General features: G+C 71.3%; 18 protein-coding genes. 11 read left to right on the top strand and 7 right to left on the bottom strand.

Annotated elements, in window-relative coordinates; genetic code table 11:
* The first annotated feature begins 5 nt into the window (after positions 1 to 5).
* The gene (yidC, locus tag AC57BS_RS15930) at positions 6 to 794 is read left to right on the top strand and encodes a membrane protein insertase YidC (protein ID WP_496412412.1); all 789 of its coding nucleotides are present in this window, start codon (positions 6 to 8) and stop codon (positions 792 to 794) included.
* Here yidC and AC57BS_RS15925 read toward each other — a convergent pair.
* Positions 784 to 1,725, bottom strand: coding sequence for an NAD(P)-dependent alcohol dehydrogenase (locus AC57BS_RS15925; RefSeq protein WP_496412411.1), 942 nt, complete (start codon positions 1,723 to 1,725; stop codon positions 784 to 786). The two genes, yidC and AC57BS_RS15925, sit on opposite strands and share 11 nt — an antisense overlap.
* Before the next feature lie 83 nt (positions 1,726 to 1,808).
* On the opposite strand from AC57BS_RS15925, the gene AC57BS_RS15920 reads away from it, so the two are divergent.
* Positions 1,809 to 2,480, top strand: a complete 672-nt coding sequence (locus tag AC57BS_RS15920; RefSeq protein WP_496412410.1) for a TetR/AcrR family transcriptional regulator C-terminal domain-containing protein — start codon at positions 1,809 to 1,811, stop codon at positions 2,478 to 2,480.
* Here AC57BS_RS15920 and AC57BS_RS15915 read toward each other — a convergent pair.
* Positions 2,464 to 3,072, bottom strand: a complete 609-nt coding sequence (locus AC57BS_RS15915) for a hypothetical protein (protein WP_496412409.1) — start codon at positions 3,070 to 3,072, stop codon at positions 2,464 to 2,466. The genes AC57BS_RS15920 and AC57BS_RS15915 overlap by 17 nt on opposite strands.
* 78 nt (positions 3,073 to 3,150) lie before the next feature.
* Here AC57BS_RS15915 and deoC point away from each other — a divergent pair, with 78 nt between their 5' ends.
* The 3 genes from deoC to AC57BS_RS15900 are packed head-to-tail and all read left to right on the top strand — an operon-like array spanning position 3,151 to position 6,460.
* Positions 3,151 to 4,143, top strand: coding sequence for a deoxyribose-phosphate aldolase (gene deoC / locus AC57BS_RS15910; protein WP_496412408.1), 993 nt, complete (start codon positions 3,151 to 3,153; stop codon positions 4,141 to 4,143).
* Positions 4,144 to 4,148: 5 nt separating this feature from the next.
* Positions 4,149 to 5,603 (top strand): aldehyde dehydrogenase family protein, encoded by a 1,455-nt coding sequence (locus AC57BS_RS15905; protein ID WP_496412407.1) that lies wholly within the window; start codon positions 4,149 to 4,151, stop codon positions 5,601 to 5,603.
* Positions 5,600 to 6,460, top strand: coding sequence for an aldehyde dehydrogenase family protein (locus AC57BS_RS15900; protein WP_496412406.1), 861 nt, complete (start codon positions 5,600 to 5,602; stop codon positions 6,458 to 6,460). Before AC57BS_RS15905 ends, AC57BS_RS15900 begins: the two co-directional genes overlap by 4 nt.
* A 175-nt stretch (positions 6,461 to 6,635) precedes the next feature.
* Here AC57BS_RS15900 and AC57BS_RS15895 read toward each other — a convergent pair whose 3' ends face one another.
* Positions 6,636 to 8,300 (bottom strand): substrate-binding domain-containing protein, encoded by a 1,665-nt coding sequence (locus tag AC57BS_RS15895; protein WP_496412405.1) that lies wholly within the window; start codon positions 8,298 to 8,300, stop codon positions 6,636 to 6,638.
* 95 nt (positions 8,301 to 8,395) lie between these two features.
* Between AC57BS_RS15895 and AC57BS_RS15890 the strand changes: the two genes are divergently transcribed.
* A complete protein-coding gene (locus tag AC57BS_RS15890) occupies positions 8,396 to 9,022 on the top strand; it encodes an ATP-binding protein (RefSeq protein ID WP_496412404.1) in 627 nt (208 codons plus the stop codon).
* On the opposite strand, the gene AC57BS_RS15885 is transcribed toward AC57BS_RS15890, so the two are convergent.
* Entirely contained in the window at positions 8,976 to 10,091 is a 1,116-nt protein-coding gene (locus tag AC57BS_RS15885; RefSeq protein ID WP_496412403.1) for an adenosine deaminase, read from the bottom strand. The genes AC57BS_RS15890 and AC57BS_RS15885 overlap by 47 nt on opposite strands.
* Before the next feature lie 42 nt (positions 10,092 to 10,133).
* Between AC57BS_RS15885 and AC57BS_RS15880 the strand changes: the two genes are divergently transcribed.
* Positions 10,134 to 10,586 carry a MaoC family dehydratase gene (locus AC57BS_RS15880; protein ID WP_496412402.1) on the top strand — a complete coding sequence of 151 codons (453 nt, stop codon included), beginning with the start codon at positions 10,134 to 10,136 and terminating at the stop codon, positions 10,584 to 10,586.
* A 12-nt stretch (positions 10,587 to 10,598) separates the two neighbouring features.
* Here AC57BS_RS15880 and AC57BS_RS15875 read toward each other — a convergent pair whose 3' ends face one another.
* The 3 genes from AC57BS_RS15875 to AC57BS_RS15865 all read right to left on the bottom strand — a co-directional run bounded on the left by AC57BS_RS15875 (position 10,599) and on the right by AC57BS_RS15865 (position 14,067).
* Positions 10,599 to 12,218, bottom strand: coding sequence for a VWA domain-containing protein (locus tag AC57BS_RS15875; protein ID WP_496412401.1), 1,620 nt, complete (start codon positions 12,216 to 12,218; stop codon positions 10,599 to 10,601).
* A 107-nt stretch (positions 12,219 to 12,325) separates the two neighbouring features.
* Positions 12,326 to 13,621, bottom strand: coding sequence for a thymidine phosphorylase (locus AC57BS_RS15870; protein WP_496412400.1), 1,296 nt, complete (start codon positions 13,619 to 13,621; stop codon positions 12,326 to 12,328).
* Complete coding sequence (locus AC57BS_RS15865) at positions 13,621 to 14,067, bottom strand: cytidine deaminase (RefSeq protein ID WP_496412399.1); 447 nt, start codon at positions 14,065 to 14,067, stop codon at positions 13,621 to 13,623. The genes AC57BS_RS15870 and AC57BS_RS15865 overlap by 1 nt, the downstream gene beginning before the upstream one ends.
* A 164-nt stretch (positions 14,068 to 14,231) precedes the next feature.
* On the opposite strand from AC57BS_RS15865, the gene AC57BS_RS15860 reads away from it, so the two are divergent.
* From AC57BS_RS15860 to AC57BS_RS15845, 4 genes are all read left to right on the top strand, one after another.
* Entirely contained in the window at positions 14,232 to 15,347 is a 1,116-nt protein-coding gene (locus AC57BS_RS15860) for a BMP family lipoprotein (protein WP_496412398.1), read from the top strand.
* Between the two features lie 216 nt (positions 15,348 to 15,563).
* Positions 15,564 to 17,087: an ABC transporter ATP-binding protein gene (locus AC57BS_RS15855; RefSeq protein WP_496412397.1), complete on the top strand. Its 1,524-nt coding sequence runs from the start codon at positions 15,564 to 15,566 to the stop codon at positions 17,085 to 17,087.
* Entirely contained in the window at positions 17,084 to 18,358 is a 1,275-nt protein-coding gene (locus AC57BS_RS15850; protein WP_496412396.1) for an ABC transporter permease, read from the top strand. Before AC57BS_RS15855 ends, AC57BS_RS15850 begins: the two co-directional genes overlap by 4 nt.
* Positions 18,355 to 19,659 carry an ABC transporter permease gene (locus AC57BS_RS15845; RefSeq protein ID WP_496412395.1) on the top strand — a complete coding sequence of 435 codons (1,305 nt, stop codon included), beginning with the start codon at positions 18,355 to 18,357 and terminating at the stop codon, positions 19,657 to 19,659. Before AC57BS_RS15850 ends, AC57BS_RS15845 begins: the two co-directional genes overlap by 4 nt.
* Positions 19,660 to 19,668 lie beyond the last annotated feature (9 nt).

The following is a 19,668-nucleotide window of genomic DNA, read 5'->3' as shown; positions in this document are numbered from 1 at the left end:
CACGCATGTCCCTGTTCGAACCGATCTCGCACGCCCTCGCGGCCGTCCTGGCCGCCACCCACCACGCCCTCGACGCCGTCGGAGCCCCGCCGGACGCGGCCGGCACCTGGCTGCTCGGCATCGCCTCGCTCGTCGTCATCGTCCGGCTCGCCCTCCTGCCCTTCGTCGTCCAGGGCGTACGCCAGGCGCACGCGGCCGCCCGGGCCCGGCCACACCTGCGCGGTGTCGCCGAGCGCTACCAGGGCCGCACCGACGCCGAGAGCCTGCGCGCCCACCTCGACGAGCGACGCGCGGTCTCCGCCGAGCACGGCGTGAGCCGCCTCGGCTGCCTGCCGGTGCTGCTGCAGCTGCCCGTGTGGCTGGCGCTCTACCACCTGCTCTCGGACGTCGCGTCCGGGACCGCGGTCGGCGCGATGGGCCCCGGCCTCGTGTCCTCGCTGGGCGCCGCGTCGGTCCTGGGCGTCACCCTGGCCGGCAGCGGCTACCTCGGCGGCGGACCGGCACACCTCGCCGTCGTCGCCGGGCTGGCCGTCACGGCCGCTGCGCTGTCGTACGTCACCCAACGCCACGTCGTGGCCCGCAACACCCTCACCGAGGGCATGCCCGAGGCGGTCCTGTCGGCCCAGCAGCTGATGCCCGCGCTGTCGGCGCTGGGCCTGCTGGTCGCAGGCGGCGTCGTGCCTGTGACGCTGCTGGCCTACTGGGTGTGCAACTCGGCGTGGACGCTGGGTCAGTCCGTCGTCATCGCCCGCTGGTTCCCCACGCCCGGCACGCCGGCAGCGGCTAGGGCCTGAGGACCAGGTTGCCGACCTTGCGGCCTGAGTCGACGATGCGGTGGGCCTCGACGATCTCGCTGAGCGGCAGGGTGCGGTCGACGACCGCCCTCAGCTCGCCCGCGGCGATCCGTTCGAGCCACCAGGCGAAGTTCTCCGGGTCCTCCGAGGAGACGCCCGCACGCACGTTGCCGCGCGCGAGGACGGTGTCGGCGAGGCCGGCCGCCACGAGGACCAGGACGCCGTCGGCCGCCAGCAGCCGGCGACCCCAGCGCCGGTCGAGGTTGCCGACGGTGTCCAGCACCACGTCGTACCTCTCGGTCAGCTCGGCCACCCGGTGCCGCGCGTGGTCGACCACCTCCTCGGCGCCGAGCGAGCGCACGAGCTCGGCGTTGCGGTCGCTGCACACGCCGGTGACGTGCGAGCCCGCGTGGTGCGCGAGCTGGACGGCGGCGCTCCCGACGGCACCCGAGGCGCCGTTGACCAGCACCCGCTTGCCGGGACCGACCAGGTCGCGCAGGAAGTGCCGGGCAGTGCTGCCGCCGAAGAGGATGGCGGCGGCCTGCTCGTGGTCGACACCCGCCGGCTTGGGGCACACCCGGTCCGCTCGTACGGCGGCCAGCTCGGCGTGCGCGCCCATGCGCGCTCCGGTCATCCCGCAGACCTCGTCGCCGACGGCGATCCCGGTCACGCCCGCGCCCACCGCCTCGACGACGCCGGAGTAGACGACTCCCAGGACAGGGCGCCGCGGACCGCGAAGACCCAGCGCCAGCCGCGCCGGCAGCGCGAACCCGGGTGGGAAGGTGGCTCCCCGGATGCGGGCGTCGCCCGAGTTGAGGGTCGTCGCGTGCACACGCACCAGCACCTGGCCGTTGCCCGCGACCGGGTCCGGCAGGTCGACGACGGACACCACCTCGGGCGGTCCGTACCGCTGCACCACTGCTGCCCTCATGACCACTCCTCGCCTTACGCCCGTAAGTCTGATGCGGGAAGAGTAGCCTTACGCCCGTAAGTCAGCCAACCCAGGAGCAGCCTGTGTCCAGACCACCTGCGCCTCGACCAGCCCTGTCGACGCAGCGCGTCATCGACGCCGCCAGCCGGGTGGCCGACGCCTCGGGGCTGGGCGGGGTGAGCATGCGCAGCGTGGGCCGCCAGCTCGACGTGGAGGCGATGTCGCTCTACCACCACGTCGCCAGCAAGGACGCGCTGCTCGACGGGCTGGCCGACTGGGTCTTCGAGCGCATCGACACGCCCTCGGCCGCGGGCCCCTGGCGGTCCGAGATGGAGCGGCGCGCACACTCCGCGCGCACGGTCCTGGCCGCGCACCCGTGGGGTCTCGGACTCCTCGAGTCGCGCCGCTCCCCCGGTCCCGCGACCCTGCGCCACCACGACGCCGTCGTCGGCTGCCTGCGCGCGGCGGGCTTCACCGTCGTGCTGGCCGCGCACGCCTTCTCGGTGCTCGACGCCTACGTCTACGGCTTCGTGCTCACCGAGGTGAACCTGCCGTTCCAGCCGGGCGAGTCCGCGGAGGACTTCGTAGCGGACCTCGGCCCGATCGCCGGCCTCTACCCGCACCTCGCCGAGATGGTCGCGGAGCAGGTCGTCGGGCGCGACTACCAGTACGGCGACGAGTTCGACTACGGCCTCGCGCTCGTGCTGGACGGCATCGAGGCGGCGTACGAGGCCGAGGTCAGAGGAAGAAGCTGAGCAGCAGCAGCGCGCCCGACACCGCGATCAGGGAGAGCGGCAGCACGTCGTGCTCGCGGCGTACGGGGTCGGGCAGCGCCAGCTGCTCGCGGGAGCCCGGCCGCACGCCGGCGCCCTTCCGCGCGCCGTCGACGAGCTCGTGGAGGCGGTGCTCGGCCCAGTCGGCATAGGACATCCCGTCCCGCGGGCCGTCGTCCGCGCCGTGCGTGCGGCGCGACAGCATGGCCTTGCGCCACGAGCGACCGACCACCGTGGAGACGAAGCGCCGGTCGGCGGCCCGCACGGCGAGCACCTGGCGTACGGCCATCTCCTCGACCGCGGCCAGCCGGATGTGGACGGTGTCGGCGAGGTTGCGCATCACGAGGTGCTCCTCGGTGACCCAGAGCGCCGGACGCAGCATCGCCGCCCACGCCAGCACCCCCACCAGCAGTCCGCCGGCGGCCACCCACGCCGGGAACCCGTCGTCGAGGTAGGCCACGCCCCCGACGACGAGCGCCGCACAGAAGGCGACGGTCAACCAGCCGGAGATCCGGCCGCTCGTGGGCTGGAACCGCTCCACGACGGCGTCGGCGTCGTGCTGCAGGCGTGCCATGTCGTCCTCGCTGATTTGGGCAGACTTTGGCCCCACATCGATTGCCGGGGGCCTCGCGCCCAACTCTATGCTGGGTCGGTGACACCCACTGCAAGCCCCACGGCGGGCGACACCTCGGCGCACGGCGTCTTCGACGACATCGTGGGCTCGGAGTCCTCGCTCCGCCGATTCCTCCACGGCCTGCCGGGAGTCGACCAGGTCGGGTGCGAGGCCCGTGCTGCTGGTCTGGCCACCCGGTCCATCAAGACCACGTCGAAGGCGTTCGCCATCGACCTGGCCATCCGGATGGTCGACCTGACCACGCTGGAGGGCCAGGACACCCACGGCAAGGTGCGTGCGCTCGCCTCCAAGGCGATGCGGCCCGACCCCGCCGACCCGTCGTGCCCCGCGACGGCCGCGGTGTGCGTCTATCCCGACATGGTCGCGACCGCCAGGCAGACCCTCGGCGACAGCGGCGTCAACGTCGCGGCCGTGGCCACGGCCTTCCCGAGCGGTCGCGCGGCGATGGACATCAAGCTCGCCGACACCCGTGACGCGGTCGAGGCCGGCGCCGACGAGATCGACATGGTGATCGACCGCGGCGCGTTCCTGTCGGGTCGCTACATGGACGTCTACGAGGAGATCGTCCAGGTCAAGGAGGCCTGCGCCAGGCCTGACGGGTCGAGCGCTCACCTCAAGGTGATCTTCGAGACCGGAGAGCTCCAGACCTACGACAACGTCCGCCGCGCCAGCTGGCTGGCGATGATGGCCGGCGGCCACTTCATCAAGACCTCCACCGGCAAGGTGCAGCCCGCCGCGACCCTCCCGGTCACGCTGATCATGCTCGAGGCCGTGCGCGACTTCCGCGAGCAGACCGGGCAGATGGTCGGCGTCAAGCCGGCCGGCGGCATCAAGACCACCAAGGACGCCATCAAGTACCTCGTGATGGTCAACGAGATCTGCGGGAGCGACTGGCTCGACCCCGACTGGTTCCGCTTCGGTGCGTCCACGCTGCTCAACGACCTGTTGATGCAGCGCACCAAGATGACGACCGGTCGCTACTCCGGTCCCGACTACTTCACGCTGGACTGAGGCCGATGAGCACCCCCACCCCCACCAACGTCTTCGAGTACGCCCCCGCGCCCGAGTCGCGCGCGATCGTCGACATCAAGCCGTCCTACGGCCTGTTCATCAACGGCGAGTTCGTCGACGGCCACGGCACGTCGTTCAAGACGGTCAACCCGGCCACCGAGGAGGTCCTCGCCGAGGTCGCGGAGGCCAACGACGCCGACGTCGACGAGGCAGTGAAGGCCGCGCGTCGGGCGTACACCCGGGTCTGGTCGCGGATGTCGGGCGCCGAGCGCGCCAAGTACCTCTACCGGATCGCACGGATCATCCAGGAGCGCGGTCGCGAGCTCGCCGTCCTGGAGTCGATCGACAACGGCAAGCCCATCAAGGAGTCGCGCGACGTCGACGTCCCGATCGTCGCCGCCCACTTCTTCTACTACGCCGGCTGGGCCGACAAGCTGAAGTACTCCGGCTACGGCGAGACCCCGCTGGGCGTGGCCGGCCAGGTCATCCCGTGGAACTTCCCGCTGCTCATGCTGGCGTGGAAGATCGCCCCGGCGCTCGCCTGCGGCAACACGGTCGTGCTCAAGCCGGCCGAGACCACCCCGCTGACCGCGCTGCTGTTCGCCGAGATCTGCCAGCAGGCCGACCTCCCGCCCGGCGTGGTCAACATCGTCACCGGCGCCGGCGAGACCGGTCGCGCCATCGTGTCGCACCCCGACGTCGACAAGGTCGCCTTCACCGGCTCCACCGAGGTCGGCAAGGCCATCGCCCGTGCCGTCGCCGGCAGCGACAAGAAGGTCACCCTCGAGCTCGGCGGCAAGGCCGCCAACATCGTCTTCGACGACGCCCCGCTCGACCAGGCGATCGAGGGCATCGTCAACGGCATCTTCTTCAACCAGGGCCACGTGTGCTGCGCCGGCTCCCGCCTGCTGGTGCAGGAGTCGGTGGCCGACGAGGTGCTCGAGCGCCTCAAGCGCCGGATGTCCACGCTGCGCATGGGCGACCCGCTCGACAAGAACACCGACGTCGGCGCGATCAACTCCGGCGAGCAGCTCAAGCGGATCCGCGAGCTGTCGGAGGTCGGCGACGCCGAGGGTGCCGAGCGGTGGGAGGTCGCCTGCGACCTGCCCACGAAGGGCTTCTGGTTCCCCCCGACGCTGTTCACCGGCGTCTCGCAGGCCCACCGGATCGCCCGCGAGGAGATCTTCGGCCCGGTCCTGTCGGTGCTGACCTTCCGCACGCCGTCGGAGGCGATCGAGAAGGCCAACAACACCCCGTTCGGCCTGTCCGCCGGCGTGTGGACCGACAAGGGCTCGCGGATCCTGTCGATGGCCAACCGCCTCCGGGCCGGCGTGGTCTGGGCCAACACCTTCAACAAGTTCGACCCCACCTCGCCGTTCGGCGGCTACAAGGAGTCCGGATACGGCCGCGAGGGTGGCCGCCACGGGCTCGAGGCCTACCTCAAGGGAGCTGACCAGTGAGCCGCATCGACGTCCGCAAGACCTACAAGCTCTACATCGGGGGCGCGTTCCCCCGCTCGGAGTCGGGGCGTTCCTACGTCGTCAACGACGCCAAGGGCCGCCTGCTGGCCAACGCCGCGCAGGCCTCCCGCAAGGACGCCCGCGACGCGGTCGTCGCCGCCCGCGCCGCGTTCGGCGGCTGGTCGGGGAAGACCGCCTACAACCGGGCCCAGGTCGTCTACCGCATCGCGGAGGTCCTCGAGGGCCGCCGCGAGCAGTTCGAGGCCGAGCTCCGCGCCGCGGAGGGCATCACCGCGGCCAAGGCGCGCACCTATGTCGACGCCGCGATCGACCGCCTCGTCTGGTACGCCGGGTGGGCCGACAAGATCACCCAGGTCGTCGGCAACGCCAACCCGGTCGCCGGCCCCTTCTTCAACCTGTCGACCCCCGAGCCCAGCGGCGTCATCGCCGTCGTCGCGCCGCGCGGCGCCCTGCTCGGCCTCGTCAGCGTCGTCGCGCCCCTGATCATCACCGGCAACACGGTCGTGGTGATCGCCAGCGAGGACAACCCGCTGACCGCGATCACCCTCGGCGAGGTCATGGCCACCAGCGACCTCCCGGGCGGCGTGGTCAACGTCCTCACCGGCTCGCAGGCCGAGATCGCCCCGTGGCTGGCCTCGCACATGGACGTCAACGGCATCGACCTGACCGGCGTCGAGGACGCCGAGCTCGCCACCGAGCTCGAGGTGGCCGCGGCCGACAACCTCAAGCGCGTACGCCGCCCCTCCCCCGGCACCGACTGGCTCGCCGAGCCCGGCCTCGACCGGATGACGCAGTTCCTCGAGACCAAGACCGTCTGGCACCCGATCGGCGTCTGAGCCGCCCGCACACCCACGACGAAGGCCCCCCGGAGATTCTCCGGGGGGCCTTCGTGCGTGGTCGAGGTCGCACTTGGTGGGGTAGTCCGACACCTTGAGGCCGTTGCAACGGCCGACAAGTGACGGACTCCCCGCTCGAGCGGGGACTCCCCGTGAGCGGGGAGACGCCGACCGATCAGCGGTTGAGCAGCGCCGAGGCGAGCACCCCGAGGATCTCGTTGGGGTTGTTCACCAGGTAGTTCTGCCCGCCGGTCGCCGCGGCGATCTGCTCGAGCTCACCGGTGTCGGCGTCCTGCGAGATGCCGATGACGATCACCTTGACCGGCTTGGCCGGGTCGCGCAGGGTCTTCAGCTGGTTGACCAGCGCCTCGAGCGACAGCGAGCTGGAGTCGTCGCTGGCACCGTCGGTGAAGATCACCACGGAGTTGAACCACGCCGGGTCCCACAGCTTCTGCGCGTGCTTGTACGCCGCGAGCGTCGTGTCCATGACGCCGGTGCCGCCGCGCACGCGGCCGGCGAGCGCGGCCGCCTCGCGGCGTACGACGTCTCCGTGGACCTCCCCGCCCTCGGCGGGGGCGTCGAGGCGGTCGAGGGCGGCGTACTCGGCCCACGACGCACCGTTCTCGCCGCGGTTCTTGGAGAAGCCCCAGATGCCGATGCGGGCCTGGGCCGGGAAGGCGTCGAGCGCGACCTGCGAGGCCGTGACGGCCAGGCCGATGCGGGTGGTGTCGCCGATGCCGAGCTTCATCGAGCCGGACAGGTCGACCACCGCGAGGATGCTCGAGGGGACCGACAGCACGCGCCACTGGCGCAGGGTGTCGTCCGTCGTCTTCTGCGCGACGGTGCTCAGCACCGTGGCGTCACCCAGGCCGATCTCGTTGGGCAGCGGACTGCCCTCGGGCCCGCGGAGCTCGGCGGCCGCGATGGCCTCGACGCCCGCGCTGGAGGCGAACCAGCGACCCAGCGCGCGACCGACGCGTGCCGACAGGTCACCGCCGGACGAGAGGAGGTCGGAGCTGCCGCGGTTCACGTCGATCAGGGGGTACTGCAGCATCGGCACGCCGGTCTTCGGCGCGACCAGGTTGAGCTGGTCGTTGCTGCGGCGCGCGGTGAGGTAGGCCTGCTCGGTGGCCGGCACGAGCTGCGTGCTCGACGCCGTGATCGTGGCGAGGTCCGTCTGGTTGGCGCTGCCGGCGACGGCGCGCTCGCCGTACGTCTGGGCGACCGGGACGGTCTTCTCCTCGATCGTGAGGGGCGTCTCGCCGGTCTTCTTCATCTCGGCGTAGGGCGCGAGCAGCGCCAGGGCCGAGGCGCCCTCGGCGCTCGGGTCGGCCATGGCGAGGCTGCCGCTGTCGAGGGCTGAGGCCCACGATGCGGGCGCCTTCACGGCCGGACCGCCGACGAGGCCGACCGGCGTCTGGGCGAGCACCTTGGCGATCGGCGCACCGGTCCAACCGGCCGAGGTCAGCTGGCCCTTCCAGGTCGGGCTGTCGGGGATCCACAGCTCGGGCAGCTCGGCGGCAGGGTCGCTCAGCAGCGCCACCACGTCGCTCACGGAGCCGGCCGTGACCTGGATGTCGATGCAGGGCTCGTCGGCGTTGACGTCCTTGACGGCCTCCTTGACGAGGCCCTCCATCACCGGTGCGGTGGTCAGCGTGACCACCTCGGAGATGCAGTCGGCCTCGGGCTCGCTGCCCTCCCCGCGCATCGCGAGGAAGCCGATGATGCCCAGCACGAGCACGAGCACGAGCCCGACCAGCACAAAGGTCTTGCCGGAGCGCCCACTGGGGCCGCCGGAGGTGTCCGCGATTTCGGGCGCGGTCGAGTCGTCCAGACTCATGATGTCCTCCCACAAGAACGTCAATCGGGGGTTTGGGCGAGACTAATCTCCTGCCCGACCGTCCGTGGCCGAACGACGAAACGAGTGCGTAACAAATGACACACGCCCAGGTGGTGGTCCTGGCCGGCCCGAGCGGCGCAGGGAAGTCCCGGCTCGCCGAACGCCTCGGCCTCCCGGTCCTGCGCCTCGACGACTTCTACAAGGACGGGGACGATCCCACGCTCCCGCGGATCACCACCGGCGCCAACGCCGGGCTCGTCGACTGGGACCACCCCGACTCCTGGCACGAGGCAGACGCGCTGGCCGCGCTGCGCGAGCTGTGCGCGACGGGGCGCAGCGAGGTGCCGATCTACGAGATCGCCCAGAACGGCCGCCACGGCTCGCGCGCGGTCGACCTCGGCGACAGCACCCGCTTCGTCGCGGAGGGCATCTTCGCCCCCGACGTCGTGGCCACCTGTCGCGAGGAGGGGATGCTCGCCGCGGCCTACTGCATCACCCAGCACCCGCTCCAGACGTTCTGGCGACGCCTCACCCGGGACCTGCGCGAGCACCGCAAGCCGCCGCTCGTGCTCGTACGCCGCGGGCTGGCGCTGATGCGCGACCAGCAGCGCGTCGTCGCCCACGCGGTGCGGCAGGGCTGTCGCCGCGCGACCGGCGACCAGGCCTACGCCGAGCTCACCGCGGAGCGCGTGGCAACTGTCCCTCGACAGGAGCGTCGATGAGGGCGGCGTAGCCCGGCTTGACGACCTGGTCGATGATCGCGAGCCGCTCGTCGAAGGGCAGGAACGCCGACTTCATCGCGTTGATCGTGAACCACCGCAGGTCCTGCAGCGTGTAGCCGAAGGCCTCGACCAGGCCGTGCATCTCCTGCGTCATCGACGTGCCGCTCATCAGCCGGTTGTCGGTGTTGACCGTGACCCGGAAGCGCAGGTCGGTCAGCAGCCCGATCGGGTGCTGCTCGAAGGACTCCGCCGCGCCGGTCTGGATGTTGGAGCTGGGGCACATCTCGAGCGGGATCCGCTTGTCGCGCACGTACGCCGCCAGCCGGCCGAGCTCGACCGACCCGTCGTCGTGGACCGTGATGTCGTCGATGATGCGTACGCCGTGGCCGAGGCGGTCGGCGCCGCACCACTGGATGGCCTCCCAGATCGACGGCAGGCCGAAGGCCTCGCCGGCGTGGATGGTGAAGTGGGCGTTCTCGCGCTGGAGGTACTCGAAGGCGTCGAGGTGGCGGGTGGGAGGGAAGCCGGCCTCGGCCCCCGCGATGTCGAACCCGGCCACGCCGCGGTCGCGCCACGCGATCGCCAGCTCGGCGATCTCCATGGACCGGGCCTGGTGCCGCATCGCGGTCAGCAGCTGGCGTACGACGATCCGGCCGCCGCTCGCCGCCATGCCGGCGTCGAAGCCCTCCTGCACCGCGGCGACGACCTCGTCGAGCGTCAGGCCGCCGGTGACGTGCTGCTCGGGGGCGTAGCGCACCTCGGCGTAGACCACGCCGTCGGCGGCGAGGTCCTCGACGCACTCGCGGGCCACCCGCGCGATCGCGGGACCGTTCTGCATGACCGCGACCGTGTGGTCGAAGGTCTCGAGGTAGCGCACCAGCGAGCCGGAGTCGGCGGACTCGGCGAACCAGCGGCCCAACGACTCCGCGTCGCCGGCCGGGAGCTCGTGGCCGATCTCCTCGGCGAGCTCGACGATGGTCTGCGGGCGCAGCCCGCCGTCGAGGTGGTCGTGCAGCAGGACCTTCGGGGCCGCCTGCACCTGGTCGCGGGTCGGAGTGCTCACCGGCACATCCAAGCAGGGTCCGCCATGGTCAAGACTATGTTCGTGCCCATGCGCACCTTCACCACGCTCGACGAGGTCGCCTCGGCCGCGGGCTCCGACATCGGCACCAGCGACTGGCTCACGGTCGACCAGGCCCGGATCGACGCCTTCGCCGACGCCACGCTCGACCACCAGTGGATCCACGTCGACGTCGAGGCGGCCACCGCGGGCCCGTTCGGCACGACGATCGCCCACGGGTTCCTCACCCTGAGCCTGCTCCCGCACTTCGCCTCGCAGGTCTTCCGCCTCGAGACGCCGGGCGCACGGCTCAACTACGGGCTGGAGAAGGTGCGCTTCCCCAGCCCGGTGCCCGTCGACAGCCGGTTGCGCTCGCACGTGCGCTTCGGCGAGGTGCGTGACCTCCCCGCCGGCAAGCAGCTGATCGTCGAGCACACCGTCGAGATCGACGGCCACGACAAGCCTGCCTGCGTGGCCGCCCACGTGGTGCTCCTGCTCGCCTGAGGCACCGCCGGCTCAGCGCGAGAGCACGGCGCGCGCGAACACCCCGAGGATGTCCTCCGGCTGCGCCGCCAGGTAGGCGTCGCCCCCGGTGACCTCCGCCATCCGCTGCAGGGCGGCCAGGTCGGCGTCCTCGCTGATCGCGATGCCCACGATCCGCACCGGCCGTTCCGGGTCGCGCAGCTCCCGGAGGCGTGCGAGCAGCTGGTCCAGCCCGATGGATCCCGCGTCCTCGTTGCGCCCGTCGGTCATGAGCACCACGGCGTTCGAGTAGTTGCGGCGATAGTTGCGCACCGCCTCCCTGTACGCGGCGAGCGCCGTGTCGTACAGGCCCGTGCCGCCATCGGTGAGGCTCGCCATCTCGGCGGCGCGCTCCCGCAGCGCGTAGCGCTGGGTGCGGCCGAAGCGGAGGTCGTCGAGCCGGCGGATCGGCTCCAGGACCCGCCAGTCCTGCCCGGGACCTCCCTTGTCGATGGAGAAGATCCACAGCCCGACCCGGGCGTGGTCCGGCAGGAACGAGAGCCCGATCCCTGCCGCGTCGGCGAGGAGGTCCATCCTCGTCCCGTTCCCGGCGTCGTAGTCCATCGATCCCGACGCGTCGACGACGGCCAGGATGGCCGAGGGGACCGCGAGCGTCTTCCACGACTGCACCGCGGTGACGACCGTCCTGGCGGTGGGTGTGGGCAGGTAGGCCGAGACGTCGGAGCGGGTCGCGGCGGGTGCCTCACCGCGCGCGGGGCGGAGGCCCTGCTCCACCAGGACCCTGGCACCCTCCTCGCTCACCAGGTGGCCCAGCAGGCCCAGCGCCACCTCTCGCGCCCCGGGCGCCGCGTCCTCCCGGACGGCGAGGGGGAAGTCCAGGACCGGGGCACCGACGGCCGGCGTGAGGTCACGCAGGCGCCGCCCTCCCTCCGTGAGGGCCAGCTCCTGCTCGGTGGTCACGACGAGCCTGGGCGACAGCGGCCTGAACATGGCCGGCCACACCTGCTCGTCGGCTCCCCGTGCGCGCCGGGCGCCGTACGTCTGCGCGAACGGCACCACCATCTGCTGCGCCTCCGCGGGCGTCCGACCGCTCGCGCGAGCCTCGGCCAACGGGGCCACCAGGGCCAGCGCACCCACCGTGGAGACCTCCGGGTCCGGGACCGTCACGAGGCCCGAGGCCTCCGCGTCGCCCCACGTGGCGAACCGGCGGGCACGGGAGCCGCCGACCAGCAGCACCGGGGTCTTCGCGAGGCTGGGCGCCAGCACACGTACGCGGGCCTCCTCGCCGAGGCGGGCGCGGCCCAGCCAGATGTGGGACTCCGGTATCCAGATGTCGGGGAGGGCGCGACCCGTGGACACGCCGAGGGCCACCTCCGCGCCGGACCGCACGGCGGGTTCGATCGACGTGCACTCGGGCGCCACGTCGTCGAGGGCATCGACCACCACGTCGTACATCTCCGCCGCCACCGTGAGGTCCACGCTGCGGTAGCGGGTGCACCCGTCGCTCGCCGCCTCCGTCTCGTCCGGAGACGCCCACAGCAGGTAGGCCACTCCGCCACCGATGACCAGTCCCGTGAGCAGCAGGAGCACGATCCCGACCACGAGCAGGACCCGCGGCGGAAGGTCGCGGTCGTACTCGTCCGCCGTGCTCATGGTGAACCCGAATCGTCCATGACAACCTCCCACAGGTCTTGCGGGAGGCTAGGCCGATCGGGGGAGCCCCCGGCCGGATCGGGCCGTGAACCCCCAGAGTTGGGGACTCAGGCGATGCGGTCGATGACCAGGTCCCGCGCGACGTGGGCCGAGCCGTCGCCCGCCTCGTCGGACACCGTCCAGCCGCCCTCGAGCGAGGCGAGCGCCCGGTCGAAGCGCTCGGGCTCGTCCGTCAGCAGGGTGAAGAGCGGCTCGCCCTCGGTGACCGCGTCACCGGGACGCGCGTGCCAGACCACGCCGGCGCCGGCCTGCACCGGGTCCTCCTTGCGGGCCCGGCCGGCGCCGAGGCGCCACGCGGCCATGCCGACCGCCATCGCGTCGAGGCGGGTGAGGGTGCCGCTGGCGGGTGCGGCGACGACGTGCGACTCCTTGGCCTGCGGCAGCGCGGCGTCCGGGTCGCCGCCCTGCGCGCGGATCATCCTCTTCCAGGCGTCCATCGCCGAGCCGTCGGCGAGCTTGTCGGCCGGGTCGACGTCGTCGCGACCCGCACCGGCGAGCATCTCGCGGGCCAGGGCCAGGGTCAGCTCGACCACGTCGGCGGGACCGCCGCCGGCGAGCACGTCGACCGACTCCTGCACCTCGACGGCGTTGCCGGCCGTCAGGCCGAGCGGGGTGTCCATGTCGGTGAGCAGCGCGACGGTGTGCACGCCGGCGTCGGTGCCGAGCGCCACCATCGTCTCGGCGAGCTCGCGCGCGGTCGTCAGGTCCTTCATGAAGGCGCCGCTGCCGACCTTGACGTCGAGCACCAGCGCGCCCGTGCCCTCGGCGATCTTCTTGCTCATGATGGAGCTCGCGATGAGCGGGATCGCCTCGACCGTGCCGGTCACGTCGCGCAGCGCGTACAGCTTCTTGTCAGCGGGCGCGAGGCCGTCGCCGGCCGCGCAGATGACCGCGCCGACGTCCTCGAGGATCGCGAACATCTCCTCGTTGCTCAGCGCCGCGCGCCAGCCGGGGATCGACTCGAGCTTGTCGAGCGTGCCGCCGGTGTGGCCCAGACCGCGGCCCGACAGCTGGGGCACGGCGACGCCGCAGGCAGCGACGAGCGGGGCGAGCGGGAGCGTGATCTTGTCGCCGACGCCCCCGGTGGAGTGCTTGTCGGCGGTGGGGCGCGACAGCGCCGAGAAGTCCATCCGCTCCCCCGACGCGATCATCGCGGCGGTCCAGCGCGCGATCTCGGTGCGGTTCATGCCGTTGAGCAGGATGGCCATGGCCAGGGCCGACATCTGCTCGTCGGCGACCTCGCCGCGCGTGTAGGCGTCGATCACCCAGCCGATCTGGCTGTCGCTGAGCTCGTGCTTGTCGCGCTTGGCGAGGATCACCTCGACCGCGTCGTGTGCGGGCACTACTGGGTTCCTTCCCTCGTTGCGACCCTCGTGGCGAGGTCGTTCAGGTCGTCGGGCCCGAAGGCGTCGGGCAGGACCTCGGACATGGGCTTGACCCCCGAGACGGTCCAGACCAGCAGGTCTCGGCCGCCGTGCTCGAAGAGCAGCTGGCGGCACCGGCCGCACGGCATGATGATCTCGCCCGCCCCATTGACGCACACGAAGTGGGTCAGCCGCCCACCGCCACTGGCGTAGAGCTGGGACACGAGGCCGCACTCGGCGCACAGCACCACCCCGTACGCCGCGTTCTCGACGTTGCAGCCGACCACGACGCGGCCGTCGTCCACGCGTGCGGCCGCGCCGACGGCGTAGTGTGAGTACGGCGCGTACGCCCGTCCCATCACCTCGACCGCGGCGGCCCTGAGCTCGTCCCACTCCTGCTGCTTCACGCGGCCACTATGGCGCATACGTGGAAGCGACAGTCTTTGGCAGGTTCCGCCGAAAGTTCTCCGGTGACTTTTATGTCTCAAACGCATTTCGGAAGTTCCGAACCGCGTGACGGGGTGCGTCGTGGCAGGCATCATGCTGCCCGAAAGCGACCCCACTCAGGGGCACGAACTTGGAGGCATTTGTGAAGAAGTCGAGGAAGGTCGCCTCGAGCGGCCTCGTGGCCCTGCTGGCGGCCGCGACCCTGGCGGCGTGCGGCGACGCACCCGAGGAGGAGACCACCGGGAGCGAGGGCGGCAGCAGCGAGGCCGCCACCGACTTCCTGCCCTGCATCGTGTCCGACGCGGGCGGTTTCGACGACAAGTCGTTCAACCAGCTCGGCTTCGAGGGTGCCGAGCAGGCCGCCGAGGAGCTGGGTGCGGAGCTGAAGGCCGTCGAGTCCAACAGCGAGAACGACTACACCTCCAACCTGGAGAGCCTCGTCGGCGAGGGCTGCGACGTCATCGTGACCGTCGGCTTCGCGCTGGCGTCCGCCACCAAGGAGTCGGCCGAGGCCAACCCCGACATCGAGTACGTCCTGATCGACGACTCCGCCGACGGCGGCGAGGACGGCGCGACGTTCGACGGCAAGGCCGACGTCGAGAACATCAAGCCCCTGCTCTACAACACCGCCGAGGCCGCGTTCCTCGCCGGCTACGCAGCTGCCGACTACACCAAGACCGGCAAGGTCGGCACCTACGGCGGCATGCCCTTCCCGACCGTCACCATCTTCATGGACGGCTTCAAGCAGGGCGCCGAGTACTACGCCGAGGAGAACGGCAAGGACGTCGAGGTCGTCGGCTGGGACGGCAAGAACGGCTCGTTCACCGGTGGCTTCGAGGCCAACGAGGCCGCGACCAGCACCGCCAAGCAGATCCTCGACCAGGACGTCGACGTGATCCTGCCCGTCGGTGGCCCGATCTACCAGGGCGCCATCACCGCGATCGAGGACTCGGGCAAGGACATCGCCATGATCGGCGTCGACGCCGACCTCTACGAGACCGACCCGAGCACGCAGGACTACGTCATGACCTCGATCCTCAAGGGCATGAAGGTCTCGACCTACGAGGCCGTCCTGGCCGCGGGCAACGACGAGTTCGACTTCGAGCCCTACGTCGGCACCCTCGAGAACGACGGAGTCGGCATCGCGCCGTTCCACAACTTCGAGGACAAGGTGAGCCCCGAGCTCGCCGGTCAGCTCGAGGAGGTCAAGGCCGGCATCATCGACGGCTCGATCGAGGTCCAGTCCTACCTGGGCTGACCAGCACCACGCTCCAACACGGAGGGAGGCCGACGGAACCGTCGGCCTCCCTCTCTTTTGGCCCTCCGGTGGGCGCTCTCCCCCGCCCCCGCAGGCCCAGTTGCCAGACCTCCGGCCCGACCTTTGGCACATCTCGGGGCAGTGGCGCCGGGCCCGCCACGGTTACCCTTCTCCGCGCGCTTCTCGCGCACATTCCGACCCCTAGGATGCGATGCCATGAGACTCGTCCTGCGAGGCATCACCAAACGCTTCGGCAGCGTGGTGGCCAACGACTCGATCTCCCTCACCGTCGAGCCCGGCGAGATCCACTGCCTCCTCGGCGAGAACGGCGCCGGCAAGTCGACGCTGATGAACGTGCTCTACGGCCTCTACAAGGCCGACGAGGGCGAGATCGAGCTCGACGGCGAGGTCCAGCACTTCACCGGCCCCGGCGACGCGATGGCCGCCGGCATCGGCATGGTCCACCAGCACTTCATGCTCATCCCCGTCTTCACCGTCGCCGAGAACGTCATGCTCGGCAACGAGTCCACCGGCTTCGCCGGATCCCTCGACGTCGACGCCGCACGCGAGCGCGTCACCGAGATCTCCGACCGGTTCGGCTTCCACGTCAACCCCGACGCCCTCGTCGAGGACCTCCCCGTCGGCGTCCAGCAGCGGGTCGAGATCATCAAGGCTCTCTCCCGCGACGCCGAGCTCCTCGTCTTCGACGAGCCGACGGCCGTGCTCACGCCGCAGGAGACCGACGAGCTGATGGAGATCATGCGCCAGCTCAAGGAGGCCGGGAAGGCGATCGTCTTCATCACCCACAAGCTCCGCGAGGTGCGCGCCGTCGCCGACCGGATCACCGTCATCCGCCTCGGCAGGGTCGTCGGCGAGGCCGAGCCCACCGCGACCAATGCCGAGCTCGCCTCGATGATGGTCGGCCGGCCGGTGGAGCTGGTCGTCCACAAGGACGAGCCCAACCTCGGCGCCGACGCGCTCGTGGTCAAGGACCTGCGCGTCACCGACCTGGCCGGTCACGCCCAGGTCGACGGCCTCAGCTTCACCATCCGCGCCGGGGAGGTCCTCTGCGTGGCCGGCGTGCAGGGCAACGGCCAGACCGAGCTCACCGAGGCCCTGCTCGGCCTCCAGGACGACGTCACCGGCTCGGTCATCCTCGACGGGCTCGAGCTGGTCGGTCGCTCGACGCGGCAGATCCTCGACGCCGGCGTCGGGTTCATCCCCGAGGACCGCCAGGTCGACGGCCTGGTGCCCGGGTTCACGATCGCCGAGAACCTCATGCTCAACCGCAGCTTCAAGTCGCCGTTCGTCAAGAACGGCAGCCTGCGCCTCAACGCGCTGCGCGAGTTCGCGCAGAAGACGCTCAAGGCCTACGACGTCCGCGCGCGCGACATCGACTCGCTGGCCGCCAACCTCTCGGGCGGCAACCAGCAGAAGGTCGTCGTGGCGCGCGAGCTCTCGCGCGACCTGCGCCTTCTCGTCGCAGCGCAGCCCACCCGCGGCGTCGACGTCGGCTCGATCGAGTTCATCCACAAGCAGATCGTCGCGACCCGCGACAGCGGCATCCCGGTCCTGGTGGTCTCCACCGAGCTCGACGAGGTGGTCGCGCTCGCCGACCGCATCATGGTGCTCTACCGCGGCCGGATCGTCGGCGTCGTCCCCGCCGACACCCCCCGCGAGACCCTCGGACTCATGATGACCGGCGAACGCCCGAAGGACTTGAAGGACGTGGTCGCGTGAGCGACAAGGACCAGCCGACGCCCGAGTCGGAGAAGAACCCCGACTCGCCCGTCGTGACCGACGAGCCGGCCACCGACGCTCCCGAGGTCGACCCGCACGACGCCCGCGGTGAGCGCTCGCGCTCCCTGCTGCGCGAGATCGCCTCCGGCGACGCACTCGCCGGCGTCCTTGCCGTGTTCCTCGCGATCTTCGTCGGCTCGGTGATGATCGCCGCGATCGACGAGGGCGTGCACGAGACCGCGAGCTACCTCACGGCCCGGCCCTCCGACTTCTTCTCCGCCGTCTGGGAGGCCATCTCCGGCGCCTACAGCGCGATGTTCCGCGGGGCGATCTTCAACTACAACCTCGCCGAGCCCGCCCAGCAGTGGCGCCCCCTCACCGAGACGCTGAAGTTCGCCGGCCCGCTCATCCTCGGCGGCCTCGGCGTGGGCCTCGCGTTCCGCGCGTCGCTGTTCAACATCGGTGGCCGCGGCCAGATGCTCATCGCGGGTGGCGCGGCCGGCTGGGTCGGCTTCCAGCTCGACCTGCCCCTCGTCGTGCACCTGCCGCTCGCGGTGCTCGTCGGCATGGCCGCCGGCGCCCTGTGGGGCGGTCTGGCCGGCCTCCTCAAGGCCCGCACCGGTGCGCACGAGGTGATCGTCACGATCATGCTCAACTACGTCGGCTACTACCTGCTCTTCTACGCCCTCACCAAGGAGTGGCTGCTCAAGACGTCCGGCTCGGTGAACCCGAAGTCGCCGCCGATGAAGGACAGCGCGGTGCTGCCCGACGTGCTCGGCGAGCAGTTCAACCTGCACTTCGGCTTCGTCCTCGCGCTCATCGCGGTCGGTGTCGCGTGGTGGCTGCTCAACCGCTCCACGCTGGGCTACCGCATCCGTGCCGTCGGCGAGAACCCGCACGCGGCTCGCGCCTCCGGCATCAACGTCGGGCGCACCTACACCGTCGTGATGATGATCGCCGGCTCGCTGCTCGGCCTCGCGGGCGTCAACCAGGTGCTCGGCACGGTGCCGAGCGGTGTGTCTCTCGACCTCGACGCCGGCATCGGCTTCGACGCCATCACCGTGGCGCTGCTCGGACGCTCGCGTCCGCTCGGGATCCTGGCCGCCGGTCTGCTGTTCGGCGCCTTCAAGGCGGGCGGCTTCACCATGCAGGCGTCCGAGAACATCTCGGTCGACCTGGTGCTGGTGGTCCAGTCGCTGATCGTCCTCTTCCTCGCCGCCCCTCCCCTGGTGCGCGCGATCTTCCGGCTCCCCGCCCAGGAGGCCAAGTGAGCACCGTGACCGCCCAGCCGACCCCTGACAGCGGCGGTCTCGCGCCCGACACCGTCGTGACGCCCGCCCGTGGCGCGGGTGCGCGCAAGCTGCCGATCGCGCTCGGCGTGCTGACGCTGCTGCTCGCCGGCATCCTGCTCCGCTCGAGCCACTCCGGCGACACGACGTTCCAGCTCGCGGCCGACAGCGACTTCGTCACCCTGCCCGACATCGTCGTGCCCTCGGGTCCGACCGCCTGGGTGATGGTGGTCATCTGCCTCGCGCTCACCGCCGAGGCCGTACGCCGGATGCTCTCCCACCTGCGCCAGCCCGGGTGGATCCCGATCGTCTTCGCGATCGCGTGGATGACCGGCTTCCTCAGCTGGGCCGCGGCCGACGGCCGGATCCGGCTCGTCAGCCTCCTCGGTGGTGCGGTGGCGCTCGCCATCCCGCTCGTGTTCGGCGCTCTCGGCGGCGTGCTGGGTGAGCGGGCCGGCGTGGTCAACATCGCCATCGAGGGCCAGCTGCTGCTCGGCGCCTTCGCCGCCGCCATCACCGCGTCGTCGACCGGCTCCCCGTGGGCGGGCCTGGTCGCGGCTGCCGTGGCGGGTGCGCTGGTGGCACTGATCCTCGGGCTCTTCGCGATCACCTACTTCGTCGACCAGGTCATCGTCGGCGTCGTGCTCAACGTGCTCGTGGTGGGCCTGACCAACTTCATGTTCCGTCAGGTCCTCACCCCCAACGCCGAGTCGCTCAACTCCCCCGAGCGCCTGCGCGCCTTCCCGATCCCCATCCTCGGCGACATCCCGCTGATCGGCCCGATCCTGTTCCGCCAGACCCCGCTCGTCTACGTGCTGTACGCCGTGGTCGCGCTGGTCGCCTACGCCCTCTACCGCACCCGCTGGGGCCTCCGGGTCCGCGCGGTCGGCGAGCACCCCAAGGCGGCCGACACGGTGGGCATCAAGGTCAACCTCACCCGCTACCGCACGATCCTGCTCGCGGGCGCGATCGCCGGCCTCGGCGGGGCGTACTTCAGCCTCGTCTCGGTCGCGGGCTTCAACCGCGAGATGACCGGCGGAGCGGGCTACATCGCGCTGGCCGCGGTCATCTTCGGCAAGTGGGACCCGATCCGCGCCACCCTCGCCGCGCTGCTCTTCGGCTTCGCGACGAACCTGCAGGGTGTGCTCTCGGCCATCGGTTCCCCCGTGCCGAGCCAGTTCATGCTGATGCTCCCCTACCTCGTCACCATCTTCGCGGTGGCGGGCCTGGTCGGCCGCTCCCGGCCGCCGGCGGCGGACGGCGTGCCCTACCGGCAACAGTAGGTGTGACCC

This window comes from Nocardioides sp. BGA-UO-ETr-FS32 (genome assembly GCF_059567905.1).
This window is presented reverse-complemented; position numbering and strand designations above follow the sequence as displayed.

Coding starts and splice junctions, on each gene's coding strand:
- yidC (WP_496412412.1), top strand. CDS start 6: ATGTCCCTGTTCGAACCGATCTCGCACGCCCTCGCGGCCGTCCTGGCC.
- AC57BS_RS15925 (WP_496412411.1), bottom strand. CDS start 1,725: ATGAGGGCAGCAGTGGTGCAGCGGTACGGACCGCCCGAGGTGGTGTCC.
- AC57BS_RS15915 (WP_496412409.1), bottom strand. CDS start 3,072: ATGGCACGCCTGCAGCACGACGCCGACGCCGTCGTGGAGCGGTTCCAG.
- AC57BS_RS15905 (WP_496412407.1), top strand. CDS start 4,149: ATGAGCACCCCCACCCCCACCAACGTCTTCGAGTACGCCCCCGCGCCC.
- AC57BS_RS15895 (WP_496412405.1), bottom strand. CDS start 8,300: ATGAGTCTGGACGACTCGACCGCGCCCGAAATCGCGGACACCTCCGGC.
- AC57BS_RS15890 (WP_496412404.1), top strand. CDS start 8,396: ATGACACACGCCCAGGTGGTGGTCCTGGCCGGCCCGAGCGGCGCAGGG.
- AC57BS_RS15880 (WP_496412402.1), top strand. CDS start 10,134: ATGCGCACCTTCACCACGCTCGACGAGGTCGCCTCGGCCGCGGGCTCC.
- AC57BS_RS15875 (WP_496412401.1), bottom strand. CDS start 12,218: ATGAGCACGGCGGACGAGTACGACCGCGACCTTCCGCCGCGGGTCCTG.
- AC57BS_RS15865 (WP_496412399.1), bottom strand. CDS start 14,067: ATGCGCCATAGTGGCCGCGTGAAGCAGCAGGAGTGGGACGAGCTCAGG.
- AC57BS_RS15855 (WP_496412397.1), top strand. CDS start 15,564: ATGAGACTCGTCCTGCGAGGCATCACCAAACGCTTCGGCAGCGTGGTG.